The 16526-nt window shown below is 71.5% G+C and carries 18 protein-coding genes; 9 read left to right on the top strand and 9 right to left on the bottom strand.

The annotated features are described in order from the left end of the window. On the bottom strand, positions 1 to 266 hold a 266-nt coding region (locus QMK34_RS36245), incomplete at its 3' end, for a hypothetical protein (RefSeq protein ID WP_326419243.1). Between the two features lie 255 nt (positions 267 to 521). Then, positions 522 to 1136, bottom strand: a complete 615-nt coding sequence (gene sigK / locus QMK34_RS36250) for an ECF RNA polymerase sigma factor SigK (protein ID WP_442785287.1) — start codon at positions 1134 to 1136, stop codon at positions 522 to 524. A 149-nt stretch (positions 1137 to 1285) separates the two neighbouring features. Between sigK and QMK34_RS36255 the strand changes: the two genes are divergently transcribed. Then, positions 1286 to 1801 (top strand): 2'-5' RNA ligase family protein, encoded by a 516-nt coding sequence (locus tag QMK34_RS36255; RefSeq protein ID WP_326419245.1) that lies wholly within the window; start codon positions 1286 to 1288, stop codon positions 1799 to 1801. A gap of 125 nt (positions 1802 to 1926) precedes the next feature. On the opposite strand, the gene QMK34_RS36260 is transcribed toward QMK34_RS36255, so the two are convergent. Continuing rightward, entirely contained in the window at positions 1927 to 2736 is an 810-nt protein-coding gene (locus QMK34_RS36260; RefSeq protein WP_326419246.1) for an HpcH/HpaI aldolase/citrate lyase family protein, read from the bottom strand. Then, positions 2733 to 3266 carry a MaoC family dehydratase gene (locus QMK34_RS36265; protein ID WP_326419247.1) on the bottom strand — a complete coding sequence of 178 codons (534 nt, stop codon included), beginning with the start codon at positions 3264 to 3266 and terminating at the stop codon, positions 2733 to 2735. Before QMK34_RS36265 ends, QMK34_RS36260 begins: the two co-directional genes overlap by 4 nt. 115 nt (positions 3267 to 3381) lie before the next feature. On the opposite strand from QMK34_RS36265, the gene QMK34_RS36270 reads away from it, so the two are divergent. Then, positions 3382 to 4527: a CaiB/BaiF CoA transferase family protein gene (locus QMK34_RS36270; RefSeq protein WP_326419248.1), complete on the top strand. Its 1146-nt coding sequence runs from the start codon at positions 3382 to 3384 to the stop codon at positions 4525 to 4527. Between the two features lie 15 nt (positions 4528 to 4542). On the opposite strand, the gene QMK34_RS36275 is transcribed toward QMK34_RS36270, so the two are convergent. Beyond that, entirely contained in the window at positions 4543 to 4986 is a 444-nt protein-coding gene (locus QMK34_RS36275; protein WP_326419249.1) for a hypothetical protein, read from the bottom strand. Between the two features lie 381 nt (positions 4987 to 5367). Between QMK34_RS36275 and QMK34_RS36280 the strand changes: the two genes are divergently transcribed. Genes QMK34_RS36280 through QMK34_RS36300 form a run of 5 tightly spaced genes read left to right on the top strand, consistent with a single transcriptional unit; the run spans position 5368 to position 9427 of the window. Then, positions 5368 to 6225: an ESX secretion-associated protein EspG gene (locus QMK34_RS36280; RefSeq protein ID WP_326419250.1), complete on the top strand. Its 858-nt coding sequence runs from the start codon at positions 5368 to 5370 to the stop codon at positions 6223 to 6225. A gap of 38 nt (positions 6226 to 6263) precedes the next feature. After that, the gene (locus QMK34_RS36285; protein ID WP_326419251.1) at positions 6264 to 6683 is read left to right on the top strand and encodes a hypothetical protein; all 420 of its coding nucleotides are present in this window, start codon (positions 6264 to 6266) and stop codon (positions 6681 to 6683) included. 11 nt (positions 6684 to 6694) lie between these two features. Further along, the gene (locus QMK34_RS36290) at positions 6695 to 8506 is read left to right on the top strand and encodes a hypothetical protein (protein WP_326419253.1); all 1812 of its coding nucleotides are present in this window, start codon (positions 6695 to 6697) and stop codon (positions 8504 to 8506) included. A gap of 6 nt (positions 8507 to 8512) precedes the next feature. Continuing rightward, positions 8513 to 8824: a type VII secretion target gene (locus QMK34_RS36295; protein WP_326419254.1), complete on the top strand. Its 312-nt coding sequence runs from the start codon at positions 8513 to 8515 to the stop codon at positions 8822 to 8824. A gap of 24 nt (positions 8825 to 8848) precedes the next feature. Continuing rightward, positions 8849 to 9427 (top strand): YbaB/EbfC family nucleoid-associated protein, encoded by a 579-nt coding sequence (locus QMK34_RS36300; RefSeq protein ID WP_326419255.1) that lies wholly within the window; start codon positions 8849 to 8851, stop codon positions 9425 to 9427. A gap of 62 nt (positions 9428 to 9489) precedes the next feature. Here the strand turns inward: QMK34_RS36300 and QMK34_RS36305 are convergent, their stop codons facing one another. Together QMK34_RS36305 and QMK34_RS36310 are read right to left on the bottom strand one after the other, a co-directional pair. Beyond that, positions 9490 to 11310: a choline/carnitine O-acyltransferase gene (locus QMK34_RS36305; RefSeq protein WP_326419256.1), complete on the bottom strand. Its 1821-nt coding sequence runs from the start codon at positions 11308 to 11310 to the stop codon at positions 9490 to 9492. Positions 11311 to 11395: 85 nt separating this feature from the next. Next, on the bottom strand, positions 11396 to 12265 hold the full coding sequence (locus QMK34_RS36310) for a HalD/BesD family halogenase (RefSeq protein ID WP_326419258.1): 870 nt from the start codon (positions 12263 to 12265) through the stop codon (positions 11396 to 11398). A gap of 328 nt (positions 12266 to 12593) precedes the next feature. Here QMK34_RS36310 and tatB point away from each other — a divergent pair, with 328 nt between their 5' ends. Continuing rightward, entirely contained in the window at positions 12594 to 12935 is a 342-nt protein-coding gene (gene tatB, locus QMK34_RS36315) for a Sec-independent protein translocase protein TatB (protein ID WP_326419259.1), read from the top strand. Positions 12936 to 12945: 10 nt separating this feature from the next. On the opposite strand, the gene QMK34_RS36320 is transcribed toward tatB, so the two are convergent. Then, positions 12946 to 15207 carry a transketolase-like TK C-terminal-containing protein gene (locus QMK34_RS36320; RefSeq protein ID WP_442785289.1) on the bottom strand — a complete coding sequence of 754 codons (2262 nt, stop codon included), beginning with the start codon at positions 15205 to 15207 and terminating at the stop codon, positions 12946 to 12948. A gap of 210 nt (positions 15208 to 15417) precedes the next feature. Here QMK34_RS36320 and QMK34_RS36325 point away from each other — a divergent pair, with 210 nt between their 5' ends. Continuing rightward, the gene (locus tag QMK34_RS36325; RefSeq protein WP_326419261.1) at positions 15418 to 15915 is read left to right on the top strand and encodes an Lrp/AsnC family transcriptional regulator; all 498 of its coding nucleotides are present in this window, start codon (positions 15418 to 15420) and stop codon (positions 15913 to 15915) included. Here QMK34_RS36325 and QMK34_RS36330 read toward each other — a convergent pair. Further along, complete coding sequence (locus QMK34_RS36330; RefSeq protein ID WP_326419262.1) at positions 15896 to 16501, bottom strand: helix-turn-helix domain-containing protein; 606 nt, start codon at positions 16499 to 16501, stop codon at positions 15896 to 15898. The two genes, QMK34_RS36325 and QMK34_RS36330, sit on opposite strands and share 20 nt — an antisense overlap. Positions 16502 to 16526: the final 25 nt, after the last annotated feature.

Genomic DNA, 16526 nt, shown 5'->3' on the forward strand with positions numbered 1-16526 from the left:
GACCAGGTGTGGGACTGCCCGCTCGAACCCGCGCCGGGAGCTTCGGTGGGAACCTGCAACTGGTCGCCCTGCACGCCGCTGCCGGTGCTCGTCGATTGATCGGTCGGCTGGTCGGTCGTTGTCGCCGCGGCGTCACCGTTGGTCAGCGCGATCGCGAGCAGGCTCGCCGCCGCGGTGCCGACGAACGCGATCCCGGCGGTGACCAGCCCGACCCTGCGCCTGCCGTCGTCCCGGCGGGTCATCCGTTGCCGCTTCGTCCCATCCATGGTCGTCTCGTCCTCTCGTCCGGCACTGAGGACGAGTGTCGGCGGCGGACCTGGGAACGAGCTGTACGGAAGCTGTCGGTTTGCCAGGTTCCGCGGTCAGCGCGAGGTGATCCGGGGCGCGTCGGCAGCGCGAGGACGCGCTCCAGCAGGTCCGAGCGACCCTCGGCCCCGTCCGCAAGACCCTGAAGGCCACCTTCACAGCGTTTTACGCCGTGAAGGTGGCCTTCAGGGGCTTGCGGGATCCGGTGCTGGGATTCAGGCGGTGGTTTCGTTGCCCTGCAGGCAGTCGCGCAGCCGGATCAGCCCGTCGCGCATGCGGGTCTTGACGGTGGCGAGGGGGACGTCGAGTGCTTCGGCGACCTCGCGGTAGGTGCTGCCGTGGTAGTAGGCCATGACCACCGCTTGCCGCTGCAGTTCGGTCAGTGCGGTCAGGCAGCGCCGGACCTGCCGCTGCTCGGCCCTGGTGACGGCGGTTTCGGAGACCTGGTCGAAGGGGCGGTCGCGCGCGCTCTCGAACGAGGCCGACCGCTCGCGTGCCCCGGCCGCCTGCGCCGAGCGGACCCGGTCCACCGCGCGGCGGTGCGCCAGCGTCAGCAACCACGTCATCGCGGAGCCCCGCTCCGGCGCGTAGCCGGGCGCGGACCGCCAGACCTGCAGCCACACCTCCTGCGAGACCTCCTCGGCCTGCGCCGCGTCGAGGAGCAAGCGGCGGATCACGCCGTAGACCCGTGCGGAGCAGAGTTCGTAGAGGGCTTCGAAGGCTCGTTCGTCGCCCCGCGCGACCCGCGCGATGAGTGCTTCTGCCGTCGGCTCACGGGGGGTGTCCGAGGTGAACCGCAGTTCTTCGCGAGACGTGTGCACGCCACCCATCCTCACTGGGCCGGATGACGGAACGGCCCGAGCCCGAACGGACCACCTTGGCCGCCGGACCCGTGCATTCATACAGCACGGCGGACCACCCGCGGCGACCGTCCGGTCACTCAGGAGCAGATCGGGCGGGCACTGCGAGAATGGCTCCCGTGCCCGTGATCGGAACGACAGCGCTGGTCATCGCCCTGCCCGCCGCGGAACCGCTGCTCGCCGCCGCCCGCGACGTCAGCCCCGAGCTGGTCCGGCCCGGACTCGTCGCGCAGGTGACGGCGTTGTACCCGTTCCTCCCGGCCGCCGAGCTGACCGCGGACGTCGAACAGGCCGTCCTGGAGCTCGCCGCCACGACGCCGGTGACCGAGGTGGCGCTGACCGAGCTCGTCGGATCGCCCGGCTTCCTCGCCGCTGCCGCACCCGCCCTGCAGCCGCTCGCCGACGCGGCTTGCGCCCGCTGGCCGCACGTACCGCCCTACGGTGGCCGGTTCGGGCCGCGCCCCCGCGCCCACCTCACCGTGGCGATGGGCGCGAACGAGGACGAGCTCGCCAGAGCCGCCGTCCTGGCCCGAGCCCGCCTGCCCCTGACTGCTCGCGCGGACGCCCTGCACCTGGTCGTCCTCACCGGCGACGGCTGGCGCCTCCGCCTCGCGTTCCCCTTCGCCCAGCCCTAGCGGCCTCCGTTGGGCGTGGTCCCCTGAAGGCCACCATGAGGGCGTCTAGGTCCCTCATGGTGGCCTTCAGGGACCACTGGAATCGGGCAAGTCGGGATCAAACGGACTGCAGTGCGGCAAGTTCGTCAGTCGACGGTGGGTGAGCGGGCGCTTTCCAGCAGTCGGCGGGCGAGGGCCAGTCTTGGGGCGTCGATCATCTCGCCCGCGACCCGGACCGCCGCGCCCGATTCCCCGGCGGCTTCGAGCACGCGCCTGGCCCAGTCCAGCTCCTTTTCGGTCGGGGCGAACGCCTCGTTGACGGCGGCCACCTGCCGGGGGTGCAGGCACAGCTTGCCGCCGAAGCCGAGCGCGCGAGCCCTCCCGGCCGAGTCGCGGACGAGCCCGGCGTCGTCGAGGTCGGTGCACACCCCGTCGACCGGTGCGACCAGTCCGGCCGCGCGCGAGGCGATGACCAGGCGTGACCGCGCGTAGAGCAGCTCACGCTCGGTCGCGTCGCTGGGGGAGACCCCCGCGTCGAGCCCGAAGTCGAGGTTGCCGAACAGCAGCCTGGTGACACCGGGGACCTCCGCGAGCCGGTCGGCGTCCCGCACGCCGCGGGCGGACTCCACCAGCGCGTACAGCTCGACGCCCACCACGGCGGCGATCGCGGTGGCGGTTTCGACCTCGGACTTGGGCAGCACGATCGCCCGCAGTCCCGCCGCGCCGGCCAGCGCCGCGAGGTCCCGTTCGTGCCAGGGCGTGCCCACGGCGTTGACGCGCACCGCGGCCCCCTGCTCCCGGACGAACGCGGCGACCGCCGCGCGGGCGGCGTCCTTGTCCGCGGGCGCGACCGCGTCCTCGAGGTCGCACAGCACGAGATCGGCACCGGCGGTCGCCGCCTTGGCGAAGCGATCCGGCCGGTTGCCGGGCACGAACAGCAGTGATCGCGCGGTCACGTCGGCTCCTCGTCGAGCCCGGCCGCCCGCCGGCTCCGCTCGTCCCACACCGGTTCCACGTCGGCGAACCGCGGGCCGTGGCCGCGGCGGTAGACCAGCAGGGTGCGTTCGAAGGTGATCACGATCTTCCCCTCCTGGTTGAACCCGATCGTGCGCACCGACACCACCCCGGCTTCAGGCCGTGACGCCGATTCGCGGGCGCTCAGCACCTCCGACCGCGAGTAGATCGTGTCGCCCTCGAACACCGGGTTCGGCAGCCGGACCCGGTCCCAGCCGAGGTTCGCCAGCACGTGCTGGGAGATGTCGGTGACGCTCTGCCCGGTGACCAGGGCGAGGGTGAAGGTCGAGTCGACCAGCGGTTTGCCCCACTGCGTCTGCGCGGCGTAGTGGCGGTCGAAGTGCAGCGGCGCGGTGTTCTGGGTGAGCAGCGTCAGCCAGGAATTGTCGGTCTCGGTGACCGTGCGGCCCAGCGGGTGCCGGTAGACGTCGCCGACCACGAAGTCCTCGAAGTACCTGCCTTGCCAGCCCATGTGCGTTTCCTCTCCGCCGGGGCGGGGTCCCGGCCCGCCTGGTTCCACTCTGCGGTGCGCACACCTGTTCGCGCATGCTGGGAACGCCCGCTCGCCGATCGGTAAGGAGCACTCGATGTCAGGACCGCTGGCCGGACTGGTCGTCGTCTCACTCGAACAGGCGGTCGCCGCGCCGCTGGCCACCCGGCACCTGGCCGACCTCGGCGCCCGGGTGCTCAAGATCGAGCGGCCGGGCACCGGCGACTTCGCCCGCGGGTACGACCGGACGGTGCACGGGCTTTCCAGCCACTTCGTCTGGCTCAACCGGGGCAAGGAGAGCGTGGCGCTGGACGTCAAATCCGAGCAGGGCGCGCGGACGCTGCGTCGGCTCATCGACCGCGCGGACGTGTTCGTGCAGAACCTCGCGCCCGGCGCCGCGGACCGGCTCGGCGTCGGCTCGGCCGTGCTCGCCGAGAGCCACCCCGAGCTCATCACCTGCGACATCTCCGGCTACGGCGCCACCGGCGGGTACCGGCACCGCAAGGCCTACGACCTGCTCATCCAGTGCGAGGCCGGGCTGGTGTCGATCACCGGCGGCCCCGACGCCCCCGCGAAGGCGGGCGTTTCCGTCGCGGACATCGCCGCCGGGATGTACGCCTACAGCGGCATCCTCACCGCGCTGTACGAGCGCCGCGCGACCGGCCGGGGCCAGAACCTGGAGGTCTCGATGCTGGAGGCGCTCGGCGAGTGGATGGGATATCCGTACTACTACACGAACTACGGCGGCACGGCGCCCGCGCGGGCGGGGGTGGACCACCCGACGATCGCCCCCTACGGTGCGTTCGTGACCGCGGACGGGGTGACCATCCAAATAGGACTCCAGAACGACCGGGAATGGCGGGAGTTCTGTACGTCCGTGCTGGTCAGGGCCGACCTGGTGGTCGACCCGCGGTTTTCGGCCAACGCCGATCGGGTGGTCCACCGCGCGGTGCTCGACGGCCTGATCGGCGAGGTCTTCGCCGGGCTCGACGAGGCCGAACTGGTGAAGCGCCTCGAAAACGCCAAGATCGCCCACGCGCGGCAGCGCACCATGGCGGAGTTCGCGGCCCATCCGCAGCTCGCCGAACGGGACCGCTGGCGTTCGGTCGCCACGCCCGCCGGGCCGGTCGACGCGCTCCTGCCGCCGGTGACCGTGCGCGGCCGCGAACCGGTGATGGGCCCGGTGCCCGCGCTGGGCGAGCACACCGGCGAGGTCCTCGCCTGGCTCGACACCCCGTCGTGACCGGGGGCCCGGCGGTCAGACGTGCGTGACCAGCAGGGTCACCCCGGCCTCACCGCCGCAGTCGACGAGGATCGGGCCGACGCCGTTGCCCACGTTCGGGGCCAGGGTCGCCTTCGCCACGAACCCGTGCGGGTCGGCCTTCAGGATCCGCGGGTTCTCCAGGATGGAGTGCTCCGGCGAGCCGCCGTAGACGGCCTTGAGGCCGGTGCCGCCGCCGCAGTTGCCCGTGATGGTCACCTCTTCGCCCCGGTTGAGCGTCGGGTTCGGGCCGACCTCGACGTGGGCCCGCGCCCCCTTGGGTAGCAGGCCGCCCTGGTCCGTGCCGGTCACGCTGCTCCCTGTGGCTTGGATGCCCTGGGTGTTTGCTGACGCGCTGCCCGCGCCGAAGACACCGGTGACGAGTCCGGCCGCGGCGATGATCCCGGTCAGTGCGCGAAACGTTTTCTTTGTGTTCGGCAAAATTTCCCCTTCTTCTGGTGTCCTTTTCGGACACTCGTTACCCTTGCCCGGTCCCGGAAACGGGATCCGTCAGGTAAGTCGCCGGAGGGGGTGCGGCGGGTTCGCGGCGACCCCGAAGGTGATTCGGATCACTCTGGGTGAGCACGGTGGCGTGCGTGGCGCGGAGGTGCCCGGAGTCCTGCCTGGGCCGTTGGGGTGTAGCACGGTTGGGTGATGCTGCGGATGCCGGTCCAGACTGATCAACCGTCCCCGAGGTGGGTGCTACGCTCGACAAAGGCCATTGATTCATGGCGTTACCCAAGTACTTCCGCACGGGAATTCGCGGGCGCTTTCACCGGGTGCCGCTGAGGCCCGGAACGTCGAGGAAGGTTGCTTCTGGGCATGGCGGACAGGTTCGAATTCGTCCTGAGCAGTGTCGAAGCCGTGATCGTCGGCCAGGCGCTCGGGTCCGATGTCCGGCAGTACCCGTTGCGATTCGGGAACATCACGGTGGATCCCGCCCGATTCCTGCAGGTGGCGAAGCATGTCCACGCCGCGCTCGAAGAGCGGAGGCTGTCCGCCGACGGTGACCTGCATCCCGGTATCCGCACGGCGTTCGGGCTGCTCGGCGCGCACCGCGTGGCCGTGGCGGTCAACGGGGTCGACGGGCTCGGCGGCGACATCGCGGTGCTGACCCTGACCGACGGCGCGCAGGCACTGGGCATCACCCAGGCGCCCGGTGAGGACGATCTGCAGTTCTCCCTGTTCGCGGACGAGGATCTCGTCGACGTCGTCGCCGGGGTCCTGCCGCCCGCGCGCGCCGCGACCACCGGCGAGCACACCGTGCGCCGCCAGGCCACCCACGCCGTGTCGGCGATGACGGCCCGCCGCCGCGCGGAGGCCGACGCCGACGAGGAAGAGACCGATGCGTTCGGCAACATCGAGCTGAAGGGCGTCGTCCGCCCGGCACCGCGCGAGCGGAGCCGTTCGTGGCGCCCGCCCGCCCCCGGCGGCGCCGACGTCATGGAGCGCGTGCTGGCCGCGCCGCGGCTCGGCGGCGGGCATCTCACCGTCACCGGCTGGAGCAGGCGGGGTGAGCGGCTCGTCGCCCCGCCCATCGGCTGGCTCGACACCGAGGACGGCCGGTACCTCGTGCGCACCACCACCGGCGAGTCCGGTGAGCTCAGTGCCGACTACATCCCGGCGGCGCGCGGCGAAGTCGCCGCCGCCGTGCACCGCGCGATAGCCACGATCTACTGACCACCTGCCCGCGACACAGCCATGAGGAAGGACGTCCGATGAGCGAGGACCCGGTTCCCGCCACTCCCGCCGAGCCGCTCCAGCCCCGGATCGGGCTCAGCGGCGCCCAGCTGCGCGTCATGGCCAAGCAGGGCGGCTTCGCGGTGGACGAGGCGACCGGCAACCAGATGATCACCTCGCTCGAAGGCGTCATCGACACGCTCACCGCGCGCTGGACAGCCCTGCAGAAACTCGGCCAGTCACCCCTGATGAGCGCCACGGCGACAGCGCAGTGGGTGTCGGGGCACATGCTGAACACCGCGAACGACGACCGCGGCCTGCTGACCCAGCTGCAGCAGGCGCGCGACGAGTTCCCGGCGTACGTCGAGGCGATCAAGCTCGCCAAGGAGAACTACCGCAACAGGGAACAGGGCACCCGTGACGTCGTCACGGAGCTCGGCCCGGACCAGCAGAGCTGAAGGAGACGACCGTGGCCACCGTCAACCCCGCGCAGTCGGTTTCCGACCCCTCTTCGCCGGACTACGACAAGCACAGCCCGCTCTACGACGTCACCGCGGACTCGTCCTCGGCCTACTACGTCGGCCCGCTCGTCGGCGACGCGCAGTCCGGTGACGAGATCCGCTCCGGCGCGGCCGCCCAGGTCGACCACGAGATCGCGTCGGGCTGGCTCGGGTCGGTCGTCGACCCGATGACCAAGGACAGCCACGTCCAGTGGCTCTACCAGCAGCGGCTCGACCAGGCCAAGCAGGGCCTCGACCAGGGGCTGACCATCCGCGACTCCGGCGGCGCGCCGCACACGCTGTGGGCCAACGCCTCGCACGAGCAGATGAACGCGGCCATCTCGCAGAACGCCAACTCGGCCACGGTCGCGGAGTCCTCCGAGGAGTGGGTGCGGCTCGGCAACGAGCTGGCGACCCACCAGAAGAACCTCGCCTCGGCGATCAGCGCGAGTTCGGGCGACTGGCAGGGCGGCGGCGGCGACGCGGCGCGCGAGCACCTGGCGAAGGTCGGGCAGTGGCTCGGTTCGACGGCCAAGGGCGCCACGCTGACCGGCCGCCAGCAGCAGATCCACTCGCAGACGTTGAACGAGACGCAGAAGCAGATGGCGGCGAACCCGCCCGTGCGGTTCTCCGTCCAGGACGCGAACGCCCGGCTCCAGCAGATCACCGACCCGGTCCAGTACGCCGCGCAGGCTTCGCAGGACATGCAGACCTACCGCGCGCAGCAGGCGGCCCGCGACCACGCCGCCGGGATCATGTCGCAGTTCGACGACACCATCGGCTCCGCGATCGCCACCCCGGCGTTCCCGCCGCCGCCGAAGCTCCCGGGTTCGCCCAGCGGTGGCGCTTCCGGTGGGGGAGCGGGCGGGGACGGCGGTGCCCCCGCCGGAAGCGCTGACGCGGCGAGTGCCCGGCAGCAGCCGCTCCCCGACGGCTCGCCCGCGGTGCCGGGCGGCGATGGGCCCGGAGGCTCGAAGGCCGTGGCGTTCGAAACGGGTGACGGCCCCGGTGGCGGGAGTGGTTCCGGCGGCCATGGTTCCGGCGGCAGCGGCTCCGGCGGCGCGAACATGCCGCCGCTGACCATGCCCGGCGGTTCCGGTGGTGGCAGCCCGTCCGGGTTCGGCTCGCCCGGCCTGCCGCAGCACGACGAATCGACCAAGTCCGCCGGGTACGTCCCGGCGGCGGCCACGGCCAACCCGCCGGGGTTCACCGTCCCCGACCTGCCCCAGGGTGGTTCGACCACCGGCGGACAGGCCCGGCCCGGCTTCACGCCCCCGTCCTTCACCCCGCCGCCGTTCACTCCCGCGACCGGGGGTTCCGGTTCCAGCCTCGGCGGTGGCATCGGCCGCGGCGGCGGCATCAACGGGGACAGCATCAGCAGCCGCCTGTCCGGCGGCAGCGGGTCGGGCTCCGCGGGCGGGCTCGGCGGCCTGCGTGGCGGTGGCCTTGGTGCGGGCGGTTCCGGCGCGGGCGGCACCGGCGGGTTCCGGACGGGCGGGGTGGCTTCGGGCGGGCTGCCGCCGGGCGCCGGAGCCGGTGCGGCCGCCGAGGCCGAGGCGCTGGCCGCGCGCAACGGGGTGGCCGGTGCCGCGGGCAAGGGCGGCGCCGCGGGCTCGCCGATGGGCGGCGGCATGGGCGGCGGCCGCGGCGGCAAGAAGGAGGACGACGCCGAGCACCGGCTCGCCGACTACCTCGAGAGCGACGACCCCGATCTCTTCTCCGCCGAGGAGGCCATCGCGCCGCCGGTGATCGGGGACTGGAAGAACAAGGACTGGAAGTGAGCGCGCATGCCTTCGTTTGAGGTCGAACCGGATGACCTCGTCGCCCATGCCAGCCATCTCGACGGCCTGGTGCACCGGCTCGAAACCGCGGTGTCCGCGTCGGACACCGCGCTGTCGACGGGCGCGTACGGGCTGTTGTGCGCGTTCCTGCCGCCGATCGTCAACCCCACCGGCGAAAAGGCGAGGGATACCCTGAGCGCGTCGGTCGAGGGTGTCCGGACCAGTGCCGATAACGTCCGCAAGACCGCCACGGCGTATCGGGACGGGGATCAGGCCAACGCGCGACCGTTCATCCGCCGGCTGGCGTCGGACAGCTGACCTTCTTCGTAGGAGAGCAAAAGCATGACCAGCGCGAACGGGATCGGTGATTTCGTCACCGACCCCGACGAGGCCATCCGCCGGATGGACCAGTGGGCCCAGGGGTTCGCGGACAAGGCCCAGCGATACCAGGCGGCGCAGGAACGGACGGAACAGCTCCGGCTGACGGCCACCAGCAGCGACGGCGCGGTGCGGGTGACCGTCGGCGCCGACGGCGGCGTGACGGGCCTGGAGTTCAGCAACAAGGCCAGGTCGTTCCCGCTGGACGAGCTCTCCCGGCAGATCCTGGCGACCATGCACCGGGCGCAGTCCGGGATCGCCGACCAGGTCGCCGGGGTGATGGCCGAGCAGCTGGGCGACGAGGACCCGGAGACCCGGTCGCTGGTGCTCGACAACCTGCGCAGCCGCTTCCCGGATCCGGACGAGGAACCCGGTGACGAGCCGGACGACGGGCCCGGCCCGGACACCACCCCGCCGCCCGTTCCGCCCGCCGCGCCGGGACCCGCGCCCCAGCCACCCGCGTCTCCCGGCGTCACCCCGCCCGGCCCGCCGCCGCGCAGGCGGCCCGGCGCCGCGCAGGACGAGGACAACAATCCTTGGTGAGTAACGCTTTCCCGGCGTGAGAGCGGTCGAGGTCGGCCAGGGTTACCGGCCGACATCGACGGCTATTCCCCGGCGAGCAGCTCCCGCAGTTCCGTCACCGCGTCGGTGAGCTTGGCGGCGAAGGCGTGCATCTCGTCGGCCACGGCCTCCGGGGTGCTCAGGTAGATGTTGAGCCGGTCCGGCAGCAGCACGTAGGCGATGCCGATGCACTGGGTGCTGGTCGAGCCGAAGCCGAAGTACCGGATGTTGACCGACGGCGCCGAGCTGGTGCTCAGGTAGTCGTCCCGCATCTTCAGCCAGCCGGGGGACTCGTACAGGGCCGGCGGCTCGGTGACGCCCAGCGCCTCGCCGCGCCGCTTCTGGATCAGCTGCAGCTCCCAGAGGTGCTGCTCGGGCGCTTGGCCCGCTTGGCATTCCCTGGCCCGAGCCACGTGCTTGGCCGCGGCGGCGCGGAACGCCTCCCGGCGGGCCGTGGCGTCCGCGGCGGGGTCGTCCATCGCGGCCACGAACCGCACCGACTCCGGCGAGACCACGCGCATGGCCTCGGTGCGCCCGTTCTGGTACTGCCGGGTCGCGATCGACTCGTAGGTCGCGCCGATCAGGCCCTTGCTGCGCTGGTGCGCGAGCTGGTACGCCATCTGGGCGAAGGCGTCGGGGGACATTCCGAGCTGCTTCGCCTTGTTCGCGCCGAAGTCCTCGAACGACAGGATCGACGTCGCCGTCGCGTCGGCGTACGCCTTGAAGGAGCCGGCCGCGGCGCTCGCCTGGGCCCGCAGCGTGTCGTCGAAGACGAACTCGACGGGCTCGGTGGCCGGGACGCCCTGCGACCGGGCGCCCGACCTGGCGGACTGGACCTCGGCAGGTTCGCCCAGCAGCGCGTCGACGAAGCTGAGGATGGTGGTGCCGTCGAGGCCGCAGTGCTCGATGTTGATGCCCGCGGTGCCGTCCTCGAAGACGATCAGCGAGACGGCCTTGTCGAACCAGCGGTTGCCGTTGTCGCCGTGGAGCAGCCGGTCACAGGCTTCCTGCGTGTCCGCGGGGGCGGAGTCCTCCAGGCACAGGCAGAACAGCGCGGTCTCCACCGCTTCGAGCGATTCCGCGTTGCCGGGGTCGCACGCGAGCAGCGCCTGCCTGCTCGCCGCCCACTCCGCGCGGGCCATCGTGGTGAGGTGCCCGGCCGAGGTCTCCGGCGGCTCCTGCGACGCGCCCGCCTTGAGGACGGCGTCGAGCCCGGCGGTGAGGTCGGCCAGTGAATGCGGCCGCCCCTCCTGGCCCAGCACGTCCATGCGGATCATGCGGCCGCGCAGGAACACCACGATGTGGCGCGCCTGCGAGGGCCCCGGCGCCTCGTCGGTGTAAGGCACGCGGACGGTGTCCTGCTCGGCGCCCGGGATCCGCGTCGCGGAGAAGAGGAACTTGTTCTGCTCCATCGAGAGCGCCTGCCCGCGCTGGATGAGCGGTGGGATGAGCTCCTGGTCGAGGCGCAGCTTGTAGTCGAGCGCTCCGGCGATCAGCCCGGCCGCCCGCTCCACCTGGCCCTGCTCGGATTCGGCGAAGAGGAAGAAGAAGTTCGCGTTCAGCGCGATGCGGTCACGGCGGCCGAGGTAGCGCGCCGGCCAGAACGTGTCGAGCCAGCTGCGCACGCCGTCGCTCGCGTCGTACTGTTCGAGCGCGGCCTGGAGCTGGTGCGCGGCGCTTTCGGGGCGCAGGAACGCGGCCACCGCCGTCTCGGTCTCCGCCAGCTCTTGCGCGGTCAGCAGCGGGGAGCACCACTCGACGAATCTCCCGCAGCTGTCCGCCAGCGTGGGCACCGGTACCCGCGGCAGGCGGTCCTCGTTGCCGAAGGTGCGGGTGGACCATTCCTGGCTGCTGTTCACTGTCATCCTCGGCGTCGGCGTCGTCGTCGGTGGGGGAACTGGTCGAGATGCTAGCGGTTTCCCGGCACGGCCCGGTGTGATTCTCGTTCCCCTAGTCGAGCAGCTCATCGCCGCGCACGCTGTGCGCCTCGGCGGCGTGGTGCGCCGGCAGGACCCGGCCGAACAGCTGCCTGGTCCGTTCGACGCTGCCGATGACCCCGGGCCGCTCGCTGTAGGCGAAGATCGCCGAGTGCCGGGCCGTCCCGCCGCCGACGGTGCCCACCCGATGCAGTGAATAGCGGCCCTTGAACAGCTGCAGATCGCCGGGCCGCAGGGAAAGACGGCGGATCAGGCGCGTGTCGCGGCCGGACAGGACACCGCGGACGTCGTCGAAGTTCTCCGCCCGCGCGGAGCGGATGTTCGGGCAGTATTCGAAGACGCCGCCCGTTTCCGCTTCCTGCGTGAGCATGCTGACGGTGAACTCGTTCGTGTCGAAGTGCCACGGATGGGACATTCCCGGCGAGACGACGTTGAGGACGAGCCCCGACAGCGGGTCCGCCAGTTCGTGCAGCGCCGGCAGGCCGAAACACTCGGCGACGAACCGCTGGAACACCGGACTGGTGTAGAGCTGCTGGATGATCGAATGCGCGGGAATGCGATCACGGGCGACAAAGGCGTTGCCGCGTTCCATCGTCGCGCGGGCCGGATGATCCGCCGGCAATGGGGTGTCGATCGCGATATTGTAGGCATTAACCACCTCGACGTCATAATGTGCGGACGGCGCTATTTCCGCGCATTCCCGCCGCAATACCTCGCGCAGGGCGGGCCGGACGAAGTCGGACAGCACGGTGCAGCCGTGGCGGTCCAGTTCGTCCCTCGCCCGGGAAACCACGTCCAGCCAGTGCGGGCTTCCCGGTTCCGGCAACGGGTAGCGGTCCGGGTCCACCACCTGTTCGACGGCCTGGGCTTCCGACGCGGTCATGGGAACCTGCCCTTCTTGTGAACTGAATTTTTCTAGCACAGTAATTGCTCTGAAATCATTGACCAGAACTCATTTGTGACCGGCGGCACACCCATTTGGCGGCGTGGTGAATCGACCGCGGCCACGCGACTGGCCGCTTTCGGAATCGTCGGGCGGGTAGCGGCAGCGAGTGTCCGAGGTCCAGACTTCCCGCAACTCGTCGACGAGTCGTGGCTTCTCGTGTGCAAGAGACCACGACTCGTCGACGAGTTGCGAGGGTGACCCGGTGCCGGGAGCGGTTTTCCCTGAGCACGCGAGGGGCTCACCGGACGGGAGTAGCGTGGCCACCATGTTCGGGCTGAGCGTGGAACACCTGCTGATCCTGATGGTCGCCGCGCTGTTCATCATTGGGCCGGAGCGGCTGCCGGGGGCGGTGGCGTGGCTCGGCGAGGCGATCCGCAAGGCGCGCGGGATGGCGAACTCCGCGCGCGAGCAGCTCACCGCCGAGCTCGGCGGTGAGTTCGAGGAACTGCGCAAGCCGTTGCAGGAGCTGGGCGCGCTGCGCCGGGTCGATCCGCGGGCGGCGGTCACCCGTTTCCTGCTCGAAGACGAGCCCGCCGCACCGCCCGCGCCGACCGTTCAGGCGCCGCGGCCCGCCGGGTCCGCCGCGGTGGACATGGAAGCCACCTGAGCCAAGCCGATCAGCCGGTGACGTCCAGCGCCGCCTGGATGATGCTGTCCGTGTCGATCCCGTGGTAGCGGTAGACGCTGTCCAGATCGCCGGACTGGCCGAACCGGGTCACCCCGAGGTGGGTGGCGCGCACGTGGTTGACCCCGGCGAGGAACGCCAGGCTGTGCGGGTGCCCGTCGAGCACGGTGACCATCGGTGCCGCGCGGCGCGCGGGCAGCACGGCGTCGAGGATCCAGGTTTGGGCGGTGTCCCGTCCGGCGCGGGCCTGGGTGGCCTCGAACAACAGGCCGGGGCTGGTGACGCAGACGACGTCGGCAGGGGTGCCCAGCGCGTCGAGCCGCTCGGCCGCGGCCAGCGCCTCGGTGACCATCGCGCCCATCGCGGCGATCGTCACGGCGGGGCGGTCCGCCGCGGTGGTGCGGATCGGGTAGGCCCCGGCGACCACCTGACGCCGTCGCCGCTCACGCGCGGCCGGGTCGGCGGGCACCGCGGCGAGGCTCTGCTCGACCGGCCGGGTCGAGAGCCGCAGGTACGCCGAGGTCCCGTCCGGCTTGCCCAGCTTCGCCAGTGAGGCGAGCAGGGTCCACTCGACGTCGAGGGCGAACGCGGGTTCGTAGGTGACGCAGCCGGGCTGTTCGAGACCCACCGAAGGGGTGGTGATCGACTGGTGCGCGCCACCCTCCGGAGCGAGCGTGACCCCGGACGGGGTCCCGATCAGGATGGACTGCCCGCCCGCGTAGATGCCGAACGACCAGGGTTCGAGCGCGCGTTCCACGAACGGGTCGTAGAGCACGCCGATCGGCAGCAACGGCTGGCCCCACCGGCTCCAGGTCGCACCGAGCTCGCCGAGCGCGCTGACCAGGTTGACCTCGGCGATGCCCAGTTCGAGGTGCTGGCCGTTGGGCCGTTCCCGCCAGTGCAGGATCGTCTCGGGGTCGTCGGCGAACCAGTCGATGCGTTCCTGGGGCGACCACACGCCGACCTTGTTGACCCAGCCGCCGAGGTTGGTGCTGGAGGAGACGTCCGGGCAGAGCGTCACGACCCGGCGGGCGGCTTCGGGTGCTTCGCGGGTCAGGTCGAGCAGGGCCCGGCCGAGCGCGGCCTGGGTCGTCGCGCGCCCGGACGGAGTCCGGCCGATATCGGCGGGAATCGGCGGAACCTGGTGCGCGACAACGGGTTCACGACGCAGCCTGGCCGCGGTCGCGGTGCACAGCTTCGCCGCGGCGGAGTCCCCCTCGAATCTGGTCCACGGGTCGTCGAGCGAGGTGCCGACGCGGTCGGCGAGCTCGGCGAGCTGCCCGGCGGTGAGGAGCGACGAGTGGTTCTGCGGGTGTCCTTCGCTCGCGAGCCCGAAGCCCTTGAGGGTGTAGGCGAAGATCACCGTCGGGCGGGTGTCGTCGATCGAGTCGAAGGCGTCGAGCAGCGCGGACAGGTCGTGCCCGCCGAGGTTGCGGACGGCGTCGCGCAGGGTCTCGTCGTCGAGTGAGCCGAGCAGCGACCGGAGCTGCTCGTCTTCGCCGGTGAGCCGCTCGCGCTGCTGGGCGGGGGTGCAGCGCAGCAGCCGCTGGTACTCGGGGTTCGACATCTCGTCGATGCGGCGGCGCAGCGCCTCGCCGCCCGGCTGGTCGAACAGGTCCTGCAGGAGGCGGCCGTACTTGACGGTCAGTACCTGCCAGCCGGCGGCGTCGAACATGCCCTGCAGCCGGGTCGCGCCGATGTTGGGCACCACCCGGTCGAGTGACTGGCGATTGAGGTCGACGATCCACACCACTTCGCCGAGCTCGTTGACCATCGGGTCGAGCACGGCCTCCCAGATCGCGCCCTCGTCCAGTTCGGCGTCGCCGACGAGCGAGTACTGCCGCCCGGTGCCCGCGCCGCCGACGGTCGCTTCGACGTACCGGCGCGCCACCGCGCCCCAGATCGGCGCGGTGGCGCCGATGCCGACCGAGCCGGTGGAGTAGTCGACCGGATCGGGATCCTTGGAGCGCGAGGGGTAGCTCTGCAGCCCGCCGAACTCGCGCAGGGTGCTCAGGTACCGCTGGTCGAGCTCGCCGAGCAGGTAGTTGATCGCGTGCAGCACGGGGGAGGCGTGCGGTTTGACCGACACCCTGTCCTCGGCGCGCAGCTGGGAGAACCACAGCGCGGTCATGATCGACACCATCGACGCGCTGGACGCCTGGTGGCCGCCGACCTTGAGCCCGGACGGGTTGGGGCGCACGCGGTTGGCGTGGTCGATGATCGCGGTGGACAACCACAGCACGCGGTCCTGCACCTCGCGCAGGACCGTGAGGGCGTCACTGTCGGTTGTCGGCGCGACTGCGCTGCTGGCCACTGGGGAACGACCTCCGGAAAGCGGGGAACCCTTCACCGTGCGGAAGGTTCCCACCACCTCAACAGAGGTGGGTACGATGCACAACCGGTGGCGCGATCAGTGCGCAGAACGCCCAAGAGGTGTTCCCTTCGACCGTGAGGATTGAGCAGCATGCCCAGCAGTCAGCGCCTCGACGCCACCGACGCCCGCCTGCTGCGGGCCATGGCCAGGCTCCCGCGCGCGACCGCGGTGGCGCTGGCCGACCTGCTCGGCCTGTCCCGCAACACCGTGCAGGCCAGGCTCGCGCGGCTGGAACAGGGGGACGCGCTGCGCTCGGTTGAGCACCGCGTCGACCCGGCCGCGCTCGGCTACCCGCTCACGGCGTTCGTCACCACGCAGGTGACCCAGCGACGGCTCGACGAGGTCGCGGGCGAGCTGGCGGTGATCCCCGAGGTCCTGCAGGTCCAGGGCCTCAGCGGGCAGAACGACCTGCTGGTCCAGGTCGTGGCCACCGACGCCGACGACCTCTATCGCGTGGCGGGCGAGATCCTCGCGATCCCCGGCGTCGAACGCACCAACACCGCGCTCGTCATGCGGGAGCTCCTGCCGTACCGCCTCACGCCGTTGCTGGACCGCGGGGCGGGAGCGGTCAGAAGCTCGGCGGAGTGAGCGCCCAGACGCTGACCGCGGTTTCGCCGCCCGGGTTCTCGTAGCGGTGTGGCCGGGTGGATTCGTAGGTGATCGCGTCGCCAGCCTGCAGCTCGTGGCACTCGTCGTCGATCCAGTAGCGCAGCCGGCCGCTGAGCATGAAACCGACCTCCTCGCCGGCGTGGGTGTGCGGGAGCTCGCCGGAGGACGCGCCGGGGGCGACCTTCATGATCATCATCTCGAGCCGCCCTGCCGGGTTGGGCGTGAGCAGTTCATAGCGGACGGCGTCGTTGCCGGTCCGCGCGATCTCGACCCGGTCCGCCGGGCGGATCACCGCCCGCCGCTCGCCCTCGACCGTGCGGAACAGCTGGGCCAGCGAGACCCCGAGTGCGTCGAGGATGGTGCGCAGCGTGCTGATCGTGGGGCTGTTGACGTTGCGTTCGACGTTGCTGAGGTAGCTGCGCGAAAGGCCGGTGCGCTCGGCGAGCTGGGGCAGGGTCAGGTTGCGCGCGGTGCGGGCGTCGCGGATGTGCCGCCCCAGCTGCTCGTCGGCGGACCGGCCGGGGTTCGTCGCGGGGGCGTCCGGCCCTCCGGTGCTGATGGTCACGGGCGCTGACCTTTCCGTCTTTCGT

Origin of the sequence: Amycolatopsis sp. H20-H5 (genome assembly GCF_035828755.1) — a bacterium.
In the GTDB taxonomy this organism is placed as follows: Bacteria; Actinomycetota; Actinomycetes; order Mycobacteriales; family Pseudonocardiaceae; genus Amycolatopsis.